Annotated in this window: 17 protein-coding genes; 14 read left to right on the plus strand and 3 right to left on the minus strand. The window is 73.4% G+C overall.

The window, feature by feature from the left end:
- Position 1: 1 nt before the first annotated feature.
- Complete coding sequence (locus ACLJTM_RS07075) at positions 2–1,639, minus strand: sensor histidine kinase (protein ID WP_411102543.1); 1,638 nt, start codon at positions 1,637–1,639, stop codon at positions 2–4.
- 412 nt (positions 1,640–2,051) lie between these two features.
- On the opposite strand from ACLJTM_RS07075, the gene ACLJTM_RS07080 reads away from it, so the two are divergent.
- The 14 genes from ACLJTM_RS07080 to ACLJTM_RS07145 all read left to right on the plus strand — a co-directional run bounded on the left by ACLJTM_RS07080 (position 2,052) and on the right by ACLJTM_RS07145 (position 16,649).
- Positions 2,052–3,320 carry a ricin-type beta-trefoil lectin domain protein gene (locus tag ACLJTM_RS07080; RefSeq protein ID WP_411102544.1) on the plus strand — a complete coding sequence of 423 codons (1,269 nt, stop codon included), beginning with the start codon at positions 2,052–2,054 and terminating at the stop codon, positions 3,318–3,320.
- Positions 3,321–3,910: 590 nt separating this feature from the next.
- The gene (locus ACLJTM_RS07085) at positions 3,911–5,404 is read left to right on the plus strand and encodes a class I adenylate-forming enzyme family protein (protein ID WP_411102545.1); all 1,494 of its coding nucleotides are present in this window, start codon (positions 3,911–3,913) and stop codon (positions 5,402–5,404) included.
- Positions 5,401–6,687 carry a type III PLP-dependent enzyme gene (locus ACLJTM_RS07090; protein WP_411102546.1) on the plus strand — a complete coding sequence of 429 codons (1,287 nt, stop codon included), beginning with the start codon at positions 5,401–5,403 and terminating at the stop codon, positions 6,685–6,687. Before ACLJTM_RS07085 ends, ACLJTM_RS07090 begins: the two co-directional genes overlap by 4 nt.
- Before the next feature lie 4 nt (positions 6,688–6,691).
- Positions 6,692–6,949 (plus strand): phosphopantetheine-binding protein, encoded by a 258-nt coding sequence (locus tag ACLJTM_RS07095; protein ID WP_411102547.1) that lies wholly within the window; start codon positions 6,692–6,694, stop codon positions 6,947–6,949.
- Entirely contained in the window at positions 6,946–8,145 is a 1,200-nt protein-coding gene (locus ACLJTM_RS07100) for an acyl-CoA dehydrogenase family protein (RefSeq protein ID WP_411102548.1), read from the plus strand. The genes ACLJTM_RS07095 and ACLJTM_RS07100 overlap by 4 nt, the downstream gene beginning before the upstream one ends.
- 4 nt (positions 8,146–8,149) lie before the next feature.
- Positions 8,150–8,803: a 4'-phosphopantetheinyl transferase family protein gene (locus ACLJTM_RS07105; protein WP_411102549.1), complete on the plus strand. Its 654-nt coding sequence runs from the start codon at positions 8,150–8,152 to the stop codon at positions 8,801–8,803.
- A complete protein-coding gene (locus ACLJTM_RS07110; protein WP_411102550.1) occupies positions 8,797–9,852 on the plus strand; it encodes a hypothetical protein in 1,056 nt (351 codons plus the stop codon). The genes ACLJTM_RS07105 and ACLJTM_RS07110 overlap by 7 nt, the downstream gene beginning before the upstream one ends.
- Positions 9,853–9,887: 35 nt before the next feature.
- Positions 9,888–10,169 carry a hypothetical protein gene (locus tag ACLJTM_RS07115; protein WP_411102551.1) on the plus strand — a complete coding sequence of 94 codons (282 nt, stop codon included), beginning with the start codon at positions 9,888–9,890 and terminating at the stop codon, positions 10,167–10,169.
- 2 nt (positions 10,170–10,171) lie between these two features.
- Positions 10,172–11,512: a TrpB-like pyridoxal phosphate-dependent enzyme gene (locus tag ACLJTM_RS07120; protein WP_411102552.1), complete on the plus strand. Its 1,341-nt coding sequence runs from the start codon at positions 10,172–10,174 to the stop codon at positions 11,510–11,512.
- Positions 11,502–12,473 (plus strand): DMT family transporter, encoded by a 972-nt coding sequence (locus ACLJTM_RS07125; protein ID WP_411102553.1) that lies wholly within the window; start codon positions 11,502–11,504, stop codon positions 12,471–12,473. The genes ACLJTM_RS07120 and ACLJTM_RS07125 overlap by 11 nt, the downstream gene beginning before the upstream one ends.
- Positions 12,470–13,030, plus strand: a complete 561-nt coding sequence (locus ACLJTM_RS07130) for a flavin reductase family protein (RefSeq protein ID WP_411102554.1) — start codon at positions 12,470–12,472, stop codon at positions 13,028–13,030. Before ACLJTM_RS07125 ends, ACLJTM_RS07130 begins: the two co-directional genes overlap by 4 nt.
- Positions 13,031–13,239: 209 nt before the next feature.
- Positions 13,240–14,112 carry a PP2C family protein-serine/threonine phosphatase gene (locus ACLJTM_RS07135; protein ID WP_411102555.1) on the plus strand — a complete coding sequence of 291 codons (873 nt, stop codon included), beginning with the start codon at positions 13,240–13,242 and terminating at the stop codon, positions 14,110–14,112.
- Positions 14,113–14,163: 51 nt separating this feature from the next.
- Positions 14,164–15,168 carry an MASE1 domain-containing protein gene (locus ACLJTM_RS07140; RefSeq protein WP_411102556.1) on the plus strand — a complete coding sequence of 335 codons (1,005 nt, stop codon included), beginning with the start codon at positions 14,164–14,166 and terminating at the stop codon, positions 15,166–15,168.
- A gap of 266 nt (positions 15,169–15,434) precedes the next feature.
- Positions 15,435–16,649 (plus strand): S8 family serine peptidase, encoded by a 1,215-nt coding sequence (locus tag ACLJTM_RS07145; RefSeq protein WP_411102557.1) that lies wholly within the window; start codon positions 15,435–15,437, stop codon positions 16,647–16,649.
- Positions 16,650–16,769: 120 nt separating this feature from the next.
- On the opposite strand, the gene ACLJTM_RS07150 is transcribed toward ACLJTM_RS07145, so the two are convergent.
- Complete coding sequence (locus ACLJTM_RS07150; RefSeq protein ID WP_411102558.1) at positions 16,770–17,765, minus strand: ABC transporter substrate-binding protein; 996 nt, start codon at positions 17,763–17,765, stop codon at positions 16,770–16,772.
- 1 nt (position 17,766) lies between these two features.
- On the minus strand, positions 17,767–19,860 hold the full coding sequence (locus ACLJTM_RS07155) for an ABC transporter permease subunit (RefSeq protein WP_411102559.1): 2,094 nt from the start codon (positions 19,858–19,860) through the stop codon (positions 17,767–17,769).
- Between the last annotated feature and the right edge of the window lie 50 nt (positions 19,861–19,910).

A 19,910-nucleotide genomic window follows, 5' to 3' on the forward strand; every position in this document is an offset into this window, starting at 1 on the left:
CTCACGGCTGTTCCCCCTTGCTCGCCGAGTCAGGCGAGGCGTCACTGTTCTGGCTTGCCCCGGTCCGCCCGGGACCGGTCTGACTGTCCTCGGAGAGGCCGCTCTGGAAGGCGGCCAGCCACATGCCCGGCTGCACCTGGGGCTCGGGCTCCGCCGGCGCCGCGGCCGGGACCGCCGGGGCCGCCGGGGCTGCCGGGGCGAAGTCGGCGGGCTGGGCCGGCACGGTGGCACGGGCCTTGCGGCGGCGCTGCGGAAGGCCGTTCGCCGTCCGCTCCGTGACCTCGGGGAGGTCGTCGTCGCCGTCGTAGGCGGCCGGGGCGGCCGCCGCGTGCCGCGGGCCGGTGGCCGGACGCGGGACCCGGGGGTCCGCGGCGGGGGCCGCCGAGTGCCGCACGTTCCAGGAGGCGGTCGGGCCGGCCGGTGCGGCCGACGGCTGCAGCGCGGCGGCGCGGGGGCCCGAGGAGGTGCCGATGCCGTGGGCGACCCCCGTCGCGGAGGAGACGGTGGTGATCAGGTCCTGCGGGATGACCAGGACGGCGCGCACGCCGCCGTACGCCGAAGCGCGCAGCGAGACCTGGAAGTTGTAGGCCTGCGAGAGCCGGCCGACCACGGCGAGGCCCAGGCGCGGGGTCTCGCCCAGGTCGGTCAGGTCGATTCCCTGCTGGGCCTGGCGCAGCATGCGCTCGGCCCGCTTGCGGGCTTCCTCGCTCATGCTCAGACCGCCGTCCTCGATCTCGACCGCGATGCCGGAGTTCACGTCGACGGCGGTCAGGTGGACCCTGGTCTGCGGCGGGGAGTAGCGGGTGGCGTTGTCGAGCAGCTCGGCCAGGGCGTGGATGAGCGGTTCGACGGCCGGGCCGACGACGGCGACCTGGGAGACCGAGTGCAGCTCCACGCGCTGGTAGTCGATGATCCGGGACATCGCACCGCGCAGCACGCTGTACAGCGGCACGGCCTTGCTCCACTGCCGGCCGGGGCGCGCACCGCCGAGTACGGCGATGGAGTCGGCGAGACGGCCGATGAGCGCGGTGCCGTGGTCGAGGCGGAGCAGATCGCCGAAGACCGCGGGGCTCTGTCCGTGCCGGTCCTCCATCTCCCGCAGTTCCGTGGCCTGCTGGTGGACGATCGCCTGGACGCGGCGGGCGATGTTCACGAAGGCGCGCTGCGCCGAGTCGCGCAGGTCCTCCTCCGCGACCACGGCCTCGAGCACCGAGCGCAGCACGGCCTGGTGGGCCGCGGTGAACTCGGGGGTCAGCCCGTGCCGGTAGGGCTCGGAATCCCCCATCGAGGCCATGACGTCCTCGGGGAACTCGCCCTTGCGCAGCCGCGCCACGATGTCGGGCAGCAGGCTCTCGGCCAGCCGTACGGTCTCGTGCTGCTGGCGGGACAGCGCCGCGTCCTGGGCGGCGACTCTGGCCCGGAGCACCGCCATCGCCTTGCCCCGCCGGGCGGTTTCGCTGCAGGAGAGTGCGACGGCGACGAAGGCCGCGGCGCCGATCCATGCGACGGGGGTGCGTGCGGGTGCCGACACGAGCACCACCGCGACCACTGCGGCCGCAGCCGTCAGCAGTGCGGGCAGCACCCATACGACGGGTGAGGCGGGCCCTGGACTACCGGGCGACGATCCCTCTCGAACCATCAGAACCCTCAAACGATCGACAGCGGAAGATCATTGGACATCAGCCCGGGATCTTATCGGTTCTACGCACGGGTATTGACAGATGGTCAGGATGCGCGCCGTTACGTTCAGTTGGCGTCGGGAATCATGTCCGAAAACAGCCGCCGTCCCGTACGCAGACGAGCAGACCCGGTCAGTCACCTGCGCTGCGGTGCCCGTGCAGGCCGCCGGCCGTGCGCGGCGCGGACGCGGGTGCGCCGCCTGGCCGCGCACCCGCGGGATTCGGCCGGTTTCCGTCGGGCGGCGACCCGCGGGGGCCGTCGCCGACCACGGAACGTGGTCCATACCAAACCCTTGACAGGTCATTTGTTCACTTCTTAACTCACACAGTGAACTAAGCGGTTCCCTCCCCCCACACCAGGAAGGGAGAGTCATGGACTCCCCCCGCTTGTCCCGCCGCCTGCTGCTGTCCCTGGCCTCGGTCCTCGCCCTCGCATCCCTGGCCACCGGTCCGGCCCAGGGGGCCCCGGCGGACACCGCCCGCCCCGCCCCGTCCGGTCCTGCCGCCGCGGCGGCCGCCGTCACCTTCTCCGACGATTTCGACGGGCCCGCGGGCTCGGCGGTCGACGGGGCCAAGTGGCAGACCGAGACCGGCGACAACGTCAACAACCACGAACGGCAGTTCTACACCGCCGGTAACCGCAACGCCGCCCTCGACGGCCAGGGCCACCTGGTGATCACCGCCCGTCGCGAGAACCCGGGCAACTACAACTGCTGGTACGGCCGTTGCGAGTACACCTCCGCCCGGCTGAACACGGCCGGCCGGTTCACCACGACCCACGGCCGCGTCGAGGCCCGGATGAAGATCCCCCGCGGGCAGGGGATGTGGCCCGCGTTCTGGATGCTGGGCGCGGACATCGGCCAGGTCGGATGGCCGGCTTCGGGTGAGATCGACGTGATGGAGAACGTGGGCTTCGAGCCGTCCACCGTCCACGGGACCCTGCACGGGCCCGGCTACTCGGGCTCCGGCGGCATCGGCGCCGGCTACACCCTCCCCGGCGGCCAGGCCTTCGCCGACGCCTTCCACACCTTCGCGGTCGACTGGAGCCCGGGCGCGATCACCTGGTCGGTGGACGGCGCCGTCTACCAGCGTCGCACCCCGGCCGACCTCGGTGGCCGCCAGTGGGTCTTCGACAAGCCGTTCTTCCTGATCCTCAACCTCGCGGTCGGCGGCTACTGGCCCGGCGACCCCGATGCCGGGACCTCCTTCCCGCAGCAGCTCGTCGTCGACCACGTCCGGGTGACCACCGGCGACGGCCAGCCCGGCGCCGGCGCCATCACCGGGATCGGCGGCAAGTGCGTGGACGTGGCGGGGGCGGGCACCGCCAACGGGACGGCCGTCCAGCTCTACGACTGCAACGGAACCGGCGCCCAGCAGTGGAGCGTCGGAGCCGACGGTACGGTGCGGGCACTCGGCAAGTGCCTGGACGTGGCCTCCGGCGGCACCGCCGACGGCACCCCGGTCCAGCTGTGGGACTGCAACGGGACGCCCGCCCAGCAGTGGGCCCTCCCGGCGGCCCGGGACATCGTCAACCCGCAGGCGAACAAGTGCCTCGACGCCACGGGCGGCAGCTCGGCGAACGGCACCCGGCTGCGGATCTGGACGTGCACCGGGGCCGCCCAGCAGAAGTGGAGCCGCTGACCCTGAACGGTTTCGCTGGAGGACCGGCGGAGAACCGCTCAAGGATCGCTTGAAGGCCCGCGCCCCGATCCCACGGCCCGGCCGGGCCCGCCCGCGCAGTCCGCGGCCGGGCCCGGCTCCGCCGACTCCCTGGCCTGCGTACTCCTGCGCGTGACAACGGAGTCCGGGCGAGATGGGAGGGCTATGGGGCGGAGAGGCAGCACATCTTCGCAATGGTCCCGCTTGGCCTATTTCCCCTTGTCTCGCTATGCGGATACGGGGTTGCACTCCCCTACCGCAAATGATCTTCTGTGCGGCGAAGGCCATTGGATGGCAACTCCGTATTCCGCCGGCTCCCCTCTTGTGAATGGGGAATTCCGGGGCGGAGCGGGGGAGGGGTGGCGGGGGCCATGGCTTGTGAAGACGGAAACGGTATGCATTCGACGGCGGCCGCGCGGCCGCCGTCCACTCTCGTTGCACTCCGGCCCGAGTCGTCACCGGCGTGTCGTTGCATTTTTCACATACATGCAACACATTCCCGCGGCTCCCGCTGAGACACGCTCCGCTCTCCTTGAGAAGGTGGAGTCCGTCACGCTTACGAGGGGTAAGTCTTGCGTTTCCTACATGATCTGATCGAGAAACAATGCGAGGTCGAGGCGTCCCGTCCTGCGCTCACCGCAGGGGGTGCCACCTGGAGTTACGGAGAACTCCGCAGCCGCTGCCGGAACCTGGCCGGCCGCCTCTCCGCGTCGGGAGTCGCCCCGGGGGACCGGGTCCTCGTCCACGCCCCCAACGGGCCGGGGACGGTGGCCGCCCTCTTCGCCTGCTCGTACGCGGGCGCCGTGGCGGTGCTCCTCAACCCCCGGGTCCGTCCCTTCCACCTCGACCACATCGCCGCGGACTGCTCCCCGGCGCTGGCGCTCGTCGACCCCGAGCTGACCGCGGCCCACGCCGGCACCGGAGTGCGCACGGTGGCCCTCACCGAGGACCTGTGGGAGACGGCGCCGGCTCCCGGGCCGGCCCCAGGCCCGGCGGACGCCGCCGGGCGCTCCGAGGACGAGCTGGCCTGCCTCATCTACACCTCGGGCAGCACGGGCATGCCCAAAGCCGTGATGTCGCCGCACCGCCAGATGGCCTTCGCGATCGACGCGATCGGCCAGATGCTGGGCTACGCGGCGGACGACACCGTGTTCTCCTGCACCCCCCTCTCCTTCGACTACGGCCTCTACCAGGTGTTCCTCTCCCTGGCGGCGGGCGCGCACCTGGTCCTGGACGGGGACGCCTCGGCCGGACCCGCGCTGCTGCGCAGGCTGGAGGAGACCGGTGCCACGGTCTTCCCGCTCGTGCCCGCCCTCGCGGCCACCCTGGTCCGCCTGGCCGCCCGGTCCGGCGAACACCGGCTGAAGCTGCGGCTGGTGACCAACACCGGCGCCGCGCTCGGCGAGTCCCACATCGCCTCGCTGCGCGCCCGGATCCCCGGGCTGCGCGTCGCCCCCATGTACGGGCTGACCGAGTGCAAGCGCGTCTCGATCCTGGAACCGGAGAACGTGGATGCGCGCCCCGGCTCGGTGGGCCGCCCGCTGCCCGGCACCCGCTGCTCCGTCGTCGACGAGCAGGGCCGGGAGCTGCCACCCGGCAGCGGCGGCGAACTGGTGGTCTTGGGCCCGCACGTGATGCCGGGGTACTGGAACGCACCGGAGCTCACCGCCCGGCGCTTCCGGCCCGGCCCCGACGGCCGGACCGCCCTGTTCACGGGGGACCAGTGCCGGCTGGACGAGGACGGGTTCATCTACTTCCTCGGCCGGGACGACGACGTGTACAAGCGGAAGGGGTTCCGCGTGAGCACCGCGGAGGTAGAGCAGGCCGCGCTGGACGTTTCCGGAGTCGACCAGGCAGCCGCCCTCGCCCCCGTCGGGGACGGTCCCGCCCGTCTGTTCGTCAGCGGTGAATTGAACGTTCCGGAAATTCTCGCCGGACTTCGCGACCGCCTTGAGCCGCACAAAATTCCCGAAGTGTGCGAGGTGCTGGAGGCGCTTCCGCTCACACCCCACGGGAAGATCGACAAAGCGGCCCTGGGCTCACTCACTTCCACGGGGACACGATGACCGACAGTATTGCTGGATCCGGGGCGATATCCCCGGACGCGGCCGCCGCCGCGTACGGGACACCGCTCTACCTCTATGACCTGAACGTGGTGGCGCAATCCCATGCGGACCTCGTGGCGGCGCTGCCGGAGGGGGCGGTCCTCCACTATTCGCTGAAGGCGAATCCGCACCCCGACGTCGCGGGAGTCCTGGCCCGTCTGGGATGCCGGGCCGAGGTCAGCTCCACCGGAGAACTGGATTCCGCTTTGGTGGCGGGCTTTGCTCCCGCAGATATCACGTACAGCGGCCCTGCAAAGACCGTTCCGGAAATCGGAGAGGCCCTGCGGGCGGGCGTCACCCGCTTCTCCGTGGAGTCCGTGCGCGACCTGGAGACCCTCTCCGCCGTGGCCCGGGACACCGGACGGGACCCGGACGCCGCGATCGAGTGCCTGCTGCGCATCAACGCCGACCGGCCCGTACCCGGCATGGGACTGGCCATGGCGGGCGTCAGCACCAAGTTCGGCGTGGACTTCGCCCGGGTGCTGGCCGACCCGGAGGCGTTCCAGGACACCGGCCGGGTCCGGATCACCGGGCTGCACCTCTACATGGGCACCAACCTGCCCACCGAGGACGTCCTGCTCGGCCAGTTCGACGCGGCCCTCGCCATGTGCGGGGAACTGGCCCGGGCCCTCGGCCGGGAGTTCGGCGAGCTGGACCTCGGCGGCGGCTTCGGCACCCCCTACGCCCAGGCCGGCGAACGGCCCGTCTACCCGGGCCTGCGGACGGGGCTCGAAAAGCTCCTCGACGAGCACGTGCCCACCTGGCGCGACGGCGGACCCGCCGTCTCCTTCGAGTCCGGCCGCTACCTCGTCGGCTCCTGCGGCACCCTCGTGACCTCCGTCGTCGAGGTCAAGGAGTCCAAGGGCCGGCAGTACGCCCTGCTCGACAGCGGCATCCACCACCTCGGCGGCCTCGCCGGGCTGCGCCGGCTGCCCCCGCTGCGGCCGGGCCTGCTGCGGCTGCCCGGCAGCGCCCACGCCGAGGACACCGAACCGACCGGCCGGCCCGTGCACCTGGTGGGCCCGCTGTGCACCCCGCTGGACCAGTGGGGCAGCCCCTCCGACCTTCCCGCGCTGCACGCCGGCGACCTGCTGGCCGTGCCCAACACCGGGGCGTACGGACTGACGGCCAGCCTGGTGGGCTTCCTCAGCTACCCGGCACCCGTCGAGGTGGTCACCGGCGGCGGACGCCCCACCACCGCCTCGCGCACGGTCCTCACCCGTACCCCTGTCGAGAGGAACTGACACCATGCCCACCCCCGACCCCGAACTCGTCGCACTGCTCCGCCGCCACCTGCCGGAGCTCGCCGAGGACACCCCGATCACCGAGGACTCCCCCCTCGCGGAACTCGGCCTCGACTCCATGCGGGCCGTGGACGTGCTCTTCGACATAGAGGACACCTTCGGAGTGAACCTGCCCGACGCGGCGCTGCGGCCCGACACCTTCCACAGCCTCGGCGGCCTGCGCGCGGCCCTGGAGCAGGCACGGGACGGGGTCTCCGCGTGAGCGCCCCCAGCGCACAGGCGCGCCCCGTGCCCACCGCCACCCCGACCGAGCTGGCCCGGGAGCTCTTCCCGGTGCTGCGGGCCACCGCCGCGGAGGCCGACGACAGCGCCTCCTTCCCCGTGGCCGCGCTCGACGCGCTGCGCGCCTCGGGCCTCATGGGCCTGTCGGTGCCCGTCGAGTACGGCGGCCTGGGCGGCTCGCTCGCCGACATGGCGGCCGTCGCCCGGGAACTCGGCCGCGGCTCGCTGTCCGCCGCCCTGATCTGGGCCATGCACTGCCAGCAGGTCGTCACCCTCGCCGAGTACGCGACCCCCGGCCTCAAGAGCCGGCTGCTGCCGCGGATCGCCCGGGGCGAGGTCTACATCGCCTCCGTCACCTCGGAGGCGGGCAAAGGCGGCCACCTGACCTCTGCCGGGGCCGCGCTCGACCGTGCGACGGACGACCTGCTGATCCACCGCGAGGCCCCGATCGTCACCGGCGGAGTCCAGGCCGACGGCTTCCTCATCACCATGCGGGACGCCGCCGACGCCTCCTCGAACGCCGTCACCCTGGTCTACGCCGACCGCGGGCAGCTGCAGACCACCCGGCGCGACGGCTGGAACCCGATGGGCATGCGCGCCACGCACAGCGTCGCCATGACCCTGCACGGGACCGTGCCCGCCGACCAGCAGGTCGGCGAGGCGGGCGCGTTCGCCGACATCTCCGGCGCCGTCTTCGCCCCGGCCGCCCACATCGGCTGGTCGGCGAGTTGGCTCGGAGCCGTCTGCGGGGTGCTGCGCGACACCCTGACCATGCTGCGCGACCCGGCCAAGCGCCGGGACTTCAACCTCCGCTCCGAGCTGGTGCTGGACCGCATCGCCCGGATCAGGCTGGCCGTGGACGCGGTGGACGCCTTCCTCGGCCAGGTCGTGCGGGAGATCGAGGACCTGCGGCTGACCGGCGGCGACATCGGCGCCGCCCCCGTCCAACTACGGCTCAACGGGCTCAAGGTGTTCGCCTCGGAGACGCTCATGGACGCCGCCGACCGCCTCATGGACCTGCTGGGCCTGCGGCACGGTTACATGCGCAGCTCCGCCATTCCCGCGGAACGGCTGTTCCGTGACCTCAAGTCGGCGCGGTTGAACTACTCCAACGACCGACTCACCACCGCCAACGGCACGCTGACCCTCCTCGATCCCGAGGTGCGCCTTGTCTGACGGCGTGGTGCACGCATCCGTGCGCCTCGGGGACGCCGAGGTGCACACGCTCCTCGGCCCGATCCCCGCCGACCCGGACCTGTCGTGGCTCGGCCCCGCCGAGCTGGCGGCCGCCTCCCGCATGGCCCCCGGCCGGCGCGCGGAGTTCGCCTTCGGGCGGAGCCTGCTGCGCCGCGCCGCAGCCCAGGCGCTGCGCCGCCCCGCGCGGGAGCTGACGCCCGCTGAGGACACCGCCGGCGGCCCGCCGCGGTTCGTGCAGGCTCCGGAGCTGGGCACCAGCGTCTCCCACAGCGGGGGCGTGGCCGCGGTCGCGGTCAGCCTGGGGACCAGCGTCGGCATCGACGTCGAGCCGGTGACCGAGCCGAAGGCCGCCACCCTGCGCCGCTGGGCCTCCCTGCCCTCCTACCAGGGCCTCGCGGACCTCCACGGGACCGAACGGGCGCGCCGCTTCACCCGTACCTGGACCGTCCAGGAAGCGTGCGCGAAGGCGGTCGGCACGGGGCTGTCCGGCCGGCCCTGGCAGATCCCCGTCGACGGCGCCGGGGACCGGGGCGCCTGGGGGACCGTGCGGTGGATGCGCCTGGACAGCCGCCGCGACCTCGCGCTCGCCGTGGCGACCGCGCCCGCCGGGACGAACGACCGGGAGTACGCATGGTGACGGGGACGGTGACGGGAGCGGGTGCGCCCGGGACGGGCCCGGCGGCCGGGACCCGGACCGGGCCCCAGGCGCCGCCCGTGGACGGCGAACTGCTCTCCTGCTACGGATCGGCCCTCGCGGCCTACCTGGACGCCACCGGCCGGGACTGGCTCTCCGCCCTCGGCAGCTCCTGCCCACTGGACCTGCGGACCGAGGCGGACGGCGTCCACGCCTTCCGCCACCTGCCCGCGGGACTGCGCGCCGCCCGGGGACCGCTGCCCCTCGTGCGGCGCGGGGCAGCGGACGCCGACGGGGCCCTGGCCGGCATCGCCGCGGAGTACGCGGCCTCCGGCGCGGTCGTCGTCGTGGGCGACGCCCACAACCTGCCCTGGCTCACCGCCCACCAACAGCGCCACGCGCCGCACTGGTTCGTCGTCGACGGGTACGGGGACGGCCGCTGGCACGTCCGCGACGACTTCCGGGCCGCCGACGACCTCGGGGACCAGAGCGCCTGGAGCGGATGGACCGACGGAGACGGGCTGCGCGCCTGGAGCCGCCGGGTACCGGAACTCACCCTGCCGTTCCTGCTCCAGGAGCGGCACGCCTTCGGGGACGAGGACGACGCGGACCTGTACGCCGGCCACCAGTGGTTCGCCGTACGGGGCCCCGCGGACGCCCCGCCGGGCCCTGACCCGCGCCCGCAGAGCTGGCTCCGCGCGGCGGACGCCCTGCACGCGCTGGCCGGCCACTTCGAGCGGCTGGGCGGCCACGAGGACGGCTACGTCCAGGCCGACGAGATCTGGACCGCCGCCCGCCAGCGCGCCCTGCACCTGCGCTACGCGACCTGGCAGGGCCGGACGGGCGCGGCGCCGGACGCGGCCGCCGTGGAGCGGCTCACCGCGCTGGCGGCCGACTGGGCACGCCTGCCCATGATGATCCGCTTCGCCCGTCTGTCGCTCCGGCGCCCCGGCCCGGCGCGCACCGGGCCGCTGGTGGCGGCCCTGCACGAGCTGGCCGCGGCCGAGAGCGCCGCTCCGGCGCCCCTCGCCGCCGACGGCCGGGACACCTGACCACTTTCCGGAACCACCCGTACGAGAGGACCACCATGCCGAACACCGGTATCGACCAGCAGCTCCCCGAGCTCGTCATCCGCCACCTCGCCGAGGCCGCCGGCCTCGACCTGGACCCGTCCGTCGCGCTCACCGCCGAGATCGGCTCCGAAGAGCTGCCGGTCGGCTCCATGGCCTACGTACAGGGCCTCATCGCCGTCGAGGACGAGCTGGGCGTCGCCTTCGCGGACAAGCTGTTCGCCGAGGTCCGCAAGGCGACCCTGGGCGATGTCGTCAGCTACGCGCAGAACGCCGTCGCGGCTGCCAAGGGAGTCTGAACATGACCGGCATCCCCACCACTTGGTACAACATCATCCCGGACCTGCCGGAGCCGATCGCCCCGGACATGCCCGCTCCGGGCGGCCGCCCCGGACTCAACCCGCAGATCCCCACCGGGCTCGTGCGCCAGGAGCTCAGCAAGGCGAGCGACATCGCCATCCCCGCCGAGGTCCTGGAGCACTACCGGAGCTTCCGGCCCACCCCGCTGCGCCGGGCCGAGAAGCTGGAGGCCGAACTCGGCGTCAGCGCCCGCATCTACTACAAGTACGAGGGCGGCAACGTCAGCGGCAGCCACAAGCTGAACAGCGCCCTCGCCCAGGCCTACTACTACAAGCAGGCGGGCGCCGAGCGCCTGGTGACGGCCACCGGCGCCGGCCAGTGGGGCACCGCCCTGGCAGCGGCCTGCCGTGCCTTCGGCCTCGAATGCCACGTCTACATGGTCGGCAACAGCTACCAGGCCAAGCCCTACCGGCGCGTGGTCATGGAGATGCTCGGCGCCACCGTCGTCCCCAGCCCCACCCCGGCCACGGACGCGGGACGCGAGGCGCTCGCCGCGCACCCCGGCACCGGCGGCAGCCTCGCCATCGCCATGGCGGAGGCGCTGGAGGACGCGCGCCGCGACAGCGGAAGCCGGTTCGCCACGGGCAGCGGGGAGTCGTACTCACTGCTGCACCAGACCGTCATCGGCCTGGAGGCGCAGGAGCAGATGGCGGCGTTCGGCGAGCAGCCCGACGTGGTCATCGCCAGCCTCGGTGCGGGCAGCAACTTCGGCGGGCTCGCGGGCCCGTACCTGCGCGACCGGCTGCGCGGCGGCCAGGGCCCCCGGTGCATCGCCGTGGAGCCCACCGCCTGCCCGAAGCTGACGCGCGGGGTCTACCGCTACGACTACACCGACTCCTCGCGCGCCACCCCGCTGCAGAAGATGTACACGCTGGGACACGCCTTCTCCCCGGCCGCCATCCACGCCGGCGGCCTGCGCTACCACGGCACGGCGAAGATCGTCAGCTCCCTGTACTCCGCGGGCACCATCGAGTCCGTCGCCTACGGCCAGAACGAAGTCCTCGCCAGCGGACTGGAGTTCGCCCGCGCCGAGGGCATCATCCCGGCGCCCGAGTCCGCCCACGCCGTGCACGCCGCCGTGGTCGAGGCCAGGCGGGCCACGGCGGCGGGCGCCGACCCGGTCATCCTGTTCTGCCTCAGCGGGCACGGCCAGTTCGACCTCGCGGCCTACGACGCCCACCTGCAGGGGGCCCTCGACGACAGCGGACTGTCCCCGCAGGAGCTGGCCGCGTCGCTGAGCAGCCTGCCCGAGCAGCCCGAGGCAGCCGCCCGTGTCCACTGACGCGAAGGGCGCCGGGGCCCCGGCCGCAGCCGCCCCGGGCCGGGCCCCGGGCGGCTGGAACCACCCCCTGCCGCCCCTGCTGGTCACCATGGCGCTGTGGGGCAGCGGCTTCGTGGTCTCGAAGATCGTCGTGGAGGACATACCCCACAGCGTCGCCGCGGCCCTCCGGTTCGGGTCGGGCGCCCTCGTGCTCCTGCTGATCCTGCCGCTGCTGCTGCCCGGGCGCGCCGGCATCCGCGGGTCCGAGATCCGGCCGCTGGCCATCGCGGGCTTCCTGGGCGTCTTCGTCTACAACGCCGTCCTGTTCTTCGGCCTCACCTACGCCCCGGCCGTGGACGGCGCCATCATCGTGCCCATCCTGAGCCCCATCCTCACCACGGCCGCGGCGCTCGCGCTGCGCTGGGAGAAGGCGCAGTGGCACCGGGTCGCGGGCCTCACCGCGGGCGCGGCGGGCGCGGTGCTGTTCTTCTTCGGCGTCGCCGAGTCCGGCGGCGGCCGGGACCGGCTGCTGGGCGAGCTGGCCTATGTGGTCGCCGCCGTGGGCTGGGCCGCCTACACCATGATCGGCAAGCGGATCCTGGTGCAGATCGAGCCGGTCCGGGCCACGGCCTACTCCATGGCCTTCGGCTCGCTCATGCTGGCCGCGCTCGCCGTGCCGGACGTGGGCGACGTGGCCTGGAGCGGCCTCTCCGGCAGCTTCTGGTGGACGATGGCCTTCCTGGTCCTCGGCCCCACGGCGGTCGCGTACGCGCTGTTCTACCGCGGCGTGCGCCAGGTCGGACCCACGACCGCCTCCGTCTTGATGTTCCTGGTCCCGGTGTCCGGCACGGTGCTGTCCTTCGTGCTCCTGGACGAGTCCATCGGCACGGGCCAGCTGATCGGCTCCCTGTTCATGCTGGTGGGCGCCGTCCTGGCGGTGGCCGGGCCGAAGCTGCTCCGACGCCGGGGGGCGGCCGCGTGACCGGGCCGGACCACGGCGCCGCGCCGGCCCCGCGGGCGCCCGCGCCGGCCCCGCCCGCGGTGGACGACGCCGGCTTCCGCGACGCCATGGCTGCCTTCCCCTGCGCCGTGACCGTGGTCACGGCCTATGACGGGGCGCGGGTCCACGGGACGACCGTCAGCGCGGTCGCCTCCCTCTCCCGCAATCCGCCGCTGGTCATGGTCGCCCTCGCCGAGGACTCGGAGCTGCTGGCCGTCATCCGGCGGTCCGGCCGGTTCGGGATCAACGTGCTGGCCGACGGCCAGGAGGACTGGGCGCGGGCCTTCGCCGCGAAGGGACGGGACAAGGGCGCCGGGATCCCGCTGACCGACGAGGGCGGCGTGCCGAGGCTTCCCGGGGTTCCCGCCTGGATGGCGTGCCGGGTGGCCGCCCTGACGCCGGGCGGGGACCACGTCATCGTCCAGGGTGCGGTGGAGTACGCCGACACCCGGCCGCAGCCGCCGCTGGTCTACCACCGCCGGGCCTTCGGCACGTGCACGGGCACCGCGCTCGAAGCGGCCGGATCCCCCGCCCGCTGAGCGCCGCCGAGCATCCTGAACGGCCGCCTCCCCTTGCGGGAGGCGGCCGTCCGGCCGAGCCGGCGGGCCGGGGCGGGCCGTACCCGGCGCTCACGCACCGTGACGACAGCTGCCGGGATGTGGTCGGCAGGCTGCGGAAATATGATGAACGGGGCCCTGGAGTCAGGGCCCGGAGCCTGACGTCCGTCGCACGCACCCCGGAGCGGTCCATGACCCCCCATCGGTCCACGCGGTCGGCGAGCGCCGACGACCTGCTGGCCCGGCTCGGGCGGCTCACGGCGCAGGCCAAGGAGGGCGCGGAGTTCCACCAGGCCCGGGTGGAGCTCGCCGAGGCCCTCCAGCGGGAGATCCTCCCCAGCTCGGTGCCCGCCCTGCCGGGGCTGCGCACCGCCGCCCGGTACGCGCCGGCCCGCCATGGACTGAGCGTGGGCGGCGACTGGTACGACGGCTTCCTGCTCCCCGAGGGCGCCCTGGGCTTCTCCATCGGCGACGTCGAGGGCCACGACGTCGAGGCGGCCGCCTTCATGGGCCAGGTCCGGATCGCCGTACGGGCCGTGGCCGCGGCCGCCGCCGACCCCGGAGAGGTCCTCAGCCGGGCCAACGACCTGCTGCTCTCCGTGGAGAACGACCTATTCGCCACCTGCACCTTCCTCCGCTTCGACCCCGTCACCTGGGAGATCCAGAGCGCCCGCGCCGGCCACGTGCCCGCGGTCTGGGCCACGGACGACGGCCGCCACGGGCTCACCGAGGACGAGGGCGGGCTCCCGCTGGGCATGCTCGCCGAGGCGCACTACCCGGTGACCCGGCGCAAGCTCGCCGCCGCCGGATCCTTCGTCCTGATCACCGACGGGGTCGTCGAAGGCCCGGCCTTCCCCATCGAGGCGGGGCTCGAACGGGTGGCCGAGGCGGTCAGGGCGGGCGCCGGGGGCGACCCCGGCGAGCTCGCCGCCGAGGTGATGAAGGTCGCCGACTCCACCGGCCACGTGGACGACGCCGCCGTCCTGGTCCTCAGCCACGCCGCGGCCCCGCCGGCGGGCCGCCGCCCGGAACGGCCGGACGGGGTGAGCGGGGGGACCCCGTGACCCCGTAGGGCGTGTCACGCGCGGGCGGCGCGGCCGCTCCTGTCTGATGCAGTGATGCGCACCGAGGGCTTCCGACGTCTGTGCCTGGCCGTGCTCCGGATCCTCGCCGTGGCGGGCGCCTACTACCTCGGCGGACGGATCGGCCTGCTCCAGCAGGTGGTGATGGACGGAGCGGTCGTCACCCCGCTGTGGCCGCCCACCGGGATCGCCGTCGCCTGCCTGCTCTGGCTCGGGCTCCGCATCTGGCCCGGGATCGCCCTCGGCGCCTGCCTCGTGATCCTGTGGATCGGCACCCTCGACCCCGTCGGCCTCGGCATCGCCGCGGGCAACACCCTGGCTCCCGTCTGCGCCTGCCTGCTGCTGCGCCGCGCCGGCTTCCGCACCACGATGGACCGCCTCAGGGACGGCGTCGCCCTGGTCTTCCTCGGCGGCCTGGCGCCGATGCTGATCAGCGCCACCGTCGGGGCCGGGCTGCTGCGGGCCACCGGCAAGATGCCGGCGAGTGAGTTCTGGACCGGGTGGTGGACCTGGTGGGCCGGCGACGCCATGGGCGTCCTGGTGGTCACGCCGCTGCTGCTGGTCCTGCGCAGGGCCCGGGTGCCGAGGGACACCTACCGGTGGGGGGAGGCCGCCGCCCTGGGCGTGACGGCGGTGGTGTGCACGGTCTTGGCGACCCGGAGCGAACTGGCGCTGCTGTTCCTGGTCTTCCCGGTCCTCATCTGGGCCGCCCTGCGGTTCCAGCTCGCGGGCAGCGCCCCCTGCGTGCTGCTGGTCTCCGTCCTGGCCAACGCGGCGGCCGTCGACCTCGTCGGCCCCTTCGCCTCCCACACCATGACCGAGGGCATGGTGAACCTCCAGGCCCTCAACGGCAGTGCGGCCCTGACCTCCCTGCTGCTCTCGGCGCTCGTCACGGAGCGCATCAACATCCGGCTGCGGCTGGAGCAGGCGTGCCAGGACCTCGCCGAGGTGGTGGACCGGCTCACCTCGGCGAGGACCGCCCGCCGCCCCACCCCTCCTGATGACCCCTCACGTCCCACGGCGCCGAAGGGAAGTTGAGAACAATCAGCTCCACATTCGCTGGCGCACACGGGAAGTGCCGCATGTGTGCAGAAGATCAGGAGAGTGTGATCTTTCTGAGGAGCCGACGAGGAGGTCTCCTTAAGAAACCTTGTTGAATAACGCAGAGGGTCCGGGCGACCTTGAATCGCTCCCGTGAATCGGTCAGGGTTTCGAACCAACCCCCGGAGATTTTCCGGCTCCTGGGGGTTCAGCGCGCCAGCGCTTTTGACGCCCCACACGTCAACACGAGGAGCACTTCCCCCATGTCAACTCACAGGCATGCACGCACCCGGTCCCGCGGGATCCGGATCACGGCCGTCCTCACGGGGGCCGCGACCGTCGCCGGTGTCGGCATTCTCATGTCCCCCTTCGCCGGTGCGACGACTCCGGCCGAAGGAACGGTGTACGGGCTCGGCGCGCCGGGCGCGCTCAGCGGCAGCTACATCGTGATGCTCGACAAGAGCGCGGACAAGCAGGCGCTCGCCAAGAAGTACGGCGGCGAGCTGCGGCGCACCTACGGCTCCGCGGTCAACGGCTTCTCCGCCTCGGGCCTCTCGGAGTCGGACGCCAAGCGCCTGGCCGCCGACCCGGCCGTGGGCAAGGTCGTCCAGAACAAGAAGTTCTCCCTCAACACCACCCAGCCCAACCCGCCCTCCTGGGGCCTGGACCGCATCGACCAGGAAGCCACGGCAGCGGACCGGAAGTACACCTATCCCGACGCCGGCGGTGACGGGGTGACCGCCTACGTCATCGACACCGGAGTCCGCATCACCCACAAGGACTTCGCCGGCCGGGCCACCCACGGCTTCGACGCCGTGGACAACGACCAGAGCGCGGACGACGGGAACGGCCACGGCACGCACGTCGCCGGCACCATAGCCGGCCTGGAGCACGGCGTCGCGAAGAAGGCGAAGGTCGTCGCCGTCCGCGTGCTCGACGACAACGGCTCGGGCACCACCGAGCAGGTCGTCGCGGGCATCGACTGGGTCACCCAGAACCACAGCGGTCCCTCGGTCGCCAACATGAGCCTCGGCGGCGGCGCCGACGAGGCCCTCGACGAGGCGGTGCGCAGGGCGATAACCGGCGGCGTCACCTTCGCCGTCGCCGCGGGCAACGAATCCGCCGACGCCGGACAGGGCTCGCCCTCCCGGGTCAAGGAGGCCATCACCGTGGCCTCCAGCACGAAGGAGGACACCCAGTCCGACTTCTCCAACTTCGGCTCCGTCGTGGACCTCTACGCCCCGGGCTCGGACATCACCTCCGCGTGGAACGACAGCGACACCGGTACGAAGACCATCTCCGGCACGTCCATGGCGACCCCCCACGTCGTCGGCGCGGCGGCCCTGTACCTGGCCGGGCACAAGGACGCGACCCCGGCGCAGGTCGCCGAGGCCCTGACCGCCGGCGCCACCTCCGGCAAGATCACCAACCCCAGCGCCGGAACCCCGAACAAGCTGCTGAAGGTGTCCGCCGAGTAACCGGCCCACCGCGACGCGCCGAGGCCGCCGCAACCCCCCGGGGGGTTGCGGCGGCCTCGGCCCGTTCGGACACCCCGCGGCCTGCGCGGCCCGGGTGCGCGGCGCGGCGCGCCCGGCGCATCAGCGCAGCCACGGCTCCCACACGTCGCGGTTGCGCTCCACCCAGGTCCGGGCCGCCTCCTGCGGCGACATCTTCTCCTCGGCGATCATCAGCGACACCTCGTTCTGCTCCTCGGTGTTCCAGTGGAATGCCTTCAGGAACGCGGCGGCCTCACCACCCGAATCGGCGAAGCGGGTGTTGAGGAACTTCCGCAGCGGAGTGTGCGGGTAGGCGCAGGCCACCGCTTCCGGGTCGGCGTCGCAGCCCTCCTTGTACTCGGGCAGCTTCACCTCCGTCATCGGCACCCGCTCGAAGAGCCACTGCGGCTTGTACCAGTACGTCAGGAAGGGCTTGCCCTCCTTCGCGAACTGCCGGATCTGCGTGATCTGCGCCGCCTCCGACCCGGCGAAGACCACGTCGAAGTCCAGGTCCAGGTTCTTCACCAGCGCCTTGTCGTTCGTCACGTAGGACGGCGAACCGTCCAGCAGCTGCCCCTTGCCGCGGCTCTCCGGCGTGCGCAGCTGGTCCGCGTACTTGTCCAGGTTCTTCCAGTCGGTCACGTCCGGATGGGCCTCGGCGAAATACGTGGGGACGAACCAGCCGATGTGGCCCGTCACACCCAGCTCGCCGCCCGGTGTGATGGTCTTCTTCTTCGCGACGTACCGCTCCTCCTGCTCGGGATGGCCCCAGTCCTCCAGGATCGCGTCCACGCGGCCCTGGCTGAGCGCGTCCCATGCGGGGACCTCGTCCACCTGCACGGTGTCCACCCGGTAGCCCAGCTCGTGTTCGAGCAGGTAGGCGGCGACGGCGGTGTTCGCCTGCGCGCCCACCCACGACTGCACGGACAGCGTGACGGTCCGGGCGTCCTGGGCCGCCGCGTACGGGGAGGACTGGCGGGTCATGTCGGCAGCGCCGCAGCCGGTGAGCGCGGCGAGGCAGCCCGCTGCCGTGGCCACGGCGGTCACGGCGGTGAGGGTACGGCGGCGCGGGGAGCGCCGCTGCTGTCGGTCCGGCATGTCAGGCCTCCTTCGCGGGCTGGGTGACGCGGTCGAGCACCAGGCCCAGGCAGACGATCGCGACGCCCGCGACCAGTCCGGTGGCCAGGTCTCCCTGGGCGAGGCCGAGGACGACCTCGTAACCCAGTGCACCGCCGCCGACCAGACCGCCGATGATGACGACGGCCAGGACCAGGACCACCGCCTGGTTGACGGCGAGCAGCAGGGCCGGGCGGGCCAGCGGCAGCTGGACCTGCCACAACTGCTGCGACCGGGTGGCGCCCAGAGAGCGCGCCGACTCCATGGCGGCGGGGTCCACCCCGCTCAGCCCCTGCACGGTGATGCGGACGACGGCGGGCAGCGCGTACACCACGGCGGCGGCCGCCGCGGGTGCCCGCCCGACGCCGAACAGGGCGACCACCGGGATGAGGTAGACGAACTGCGGCATGGTCTGGCACACGTCGAGCACGGGGCGCAGCAGCCGCTGGGCGCGCTCGCTGCGGGCCGCGCCCACCGCGATCGCGAAGCCGAGCACCAGGGTGACGACGACCGCGGCGAGCACCTGCGAGAGCGTGTCGAGCGAGGGCTCCCACACGCCGAGGACCCCGATGGCGGCCATGGCCAGGACGGCGGTCAGCGCGCTGCGCCAGGTACCGGCGAGCAGCCCGAGGGCGGCGACCACCAGGAGCACCAGCCACCACGGCATGGCCTGCAGACCGCTGCGCAGGGGGTCCAGGACCCAGCCGGTGAAGCCGGCCGCCCAGTCCGCGGTGCCGCCGACGACGGGCACGCCCGAGTAGAGGTGGTCGGTCATCCACGCGACGGCCCGGTTGACCGGCTCGGCGATCGGCACCGTCCAGGAGCCGGGCCACAGGGAGGTGCCGGCCATCCGTCCGGCGACCGCGACGGCGACCGCCGCCAGGACCGTCAGCAGCCGCCCGTACCAGCCCGCGAACACCCGTCGCAGCAGGTGCCGGGACTTGCGGTCGGCCGGGTCGGCGGCCAGCCGGCGGCCCGCCGCGTCGGCGGTGCGGTCCAGGACGACGGCGAGCAGCACGATGGGGATGCCGGCGGCGAGCGCGGCGCCCACGTCGACCGAGGCGAGGGCCTGGTAGACCCGGTCGCCGAGGCCGCCCGCACCGATCACGGAGGCGATGACGGCCATCGACAGCGCCATCATGACGGCCTGGTTGACGCCGAGCAGCAGCCGCGGCAGCGCCAGCGGAAGCCGCGCGGTGAACAGCCGCTGCCGCCCGGTCGCGCCGAGCGAACGCGCGGCCTCCAGCACTCCGGCGTCGGCCTCGCGCAGCCCCAGCGCGGTGAGCCGGGCCATCGGCGGAGCCGCGTACACCACGGTGGCGAGCACGGCGGCCGGCACGCCGATGCCGAAGACCAGCACCATCGGCAGCAAGTAGGCGAAGGCGGGGAGCACCTGCATGGTGTCCAGGACGGGACGCAGCGCGCGGCCCGCCCGCGGGGACAGCCCAGCGGCCAGCCCCAGCAGGCCGCCGACCAGCACGGAGGCGGCCACGGCCACGGCCATCAGCGCAAGGGTCTGCATCGTCGGCACCCACATGCCGAGCAGCCCGCAGGCGGCGAAGGCGCCCACGCAGGTCAGAGCGAGCCGCACGCCCGCCAGACGCCATGCGACCAGGCCGGCGAAGGCGGTGACCCCGGCCCAGCCGGCAGCCAGCAGGACCACGTACACGGCGCGGACGGACACCACCACGGCATTGCTGACGTGGCCGAAGAAGTAGAGGAACAGCGGGTGGCCGTCCCGGTTGTCGATGATCCAGTCACCGGCCCGGCCCAGCGGGCCGGACAGGTCCACGGCCAGCGCCCCGGGCCAGCTGGCGGCGCCCGGGAAGGCGAACGCGAGCGGCAGGAGGACCAGTGCGGCCACGGCGAGGGGCAGCAGGGTGCGCCCGGTCCGGCGGGGGAGCAGGGTCTGCAGACCGGCCGACCCGGCCCCGGCGCGGCCGGAACGCCCGGCGGCCGCACGGTCCTTGGCGGGGCGCGCGCCGGCGTCCGGCCGGGCGGCCGTCGCGGGCCGGGCGGTCCGGGCCGGGCGGCCCGGCTCGCCGGGCTCGCGCACGGAGGTGGCGGTCGTGCTCATCCGCGCCACCGCCCCACGCAGGGGGCGGGGAGCACGGGGGGCTGCGTACG

It is taken from the genome of Streptomyces sp. cmx-4-9, from assembly GCF_046548835.1.
In the GTDB taxonomy this organism is placed as follows: Bacteria; Actinomycetota; Actinomycetes; order Streptomycetales; family Streptomycetaceae; genus Streptomyces.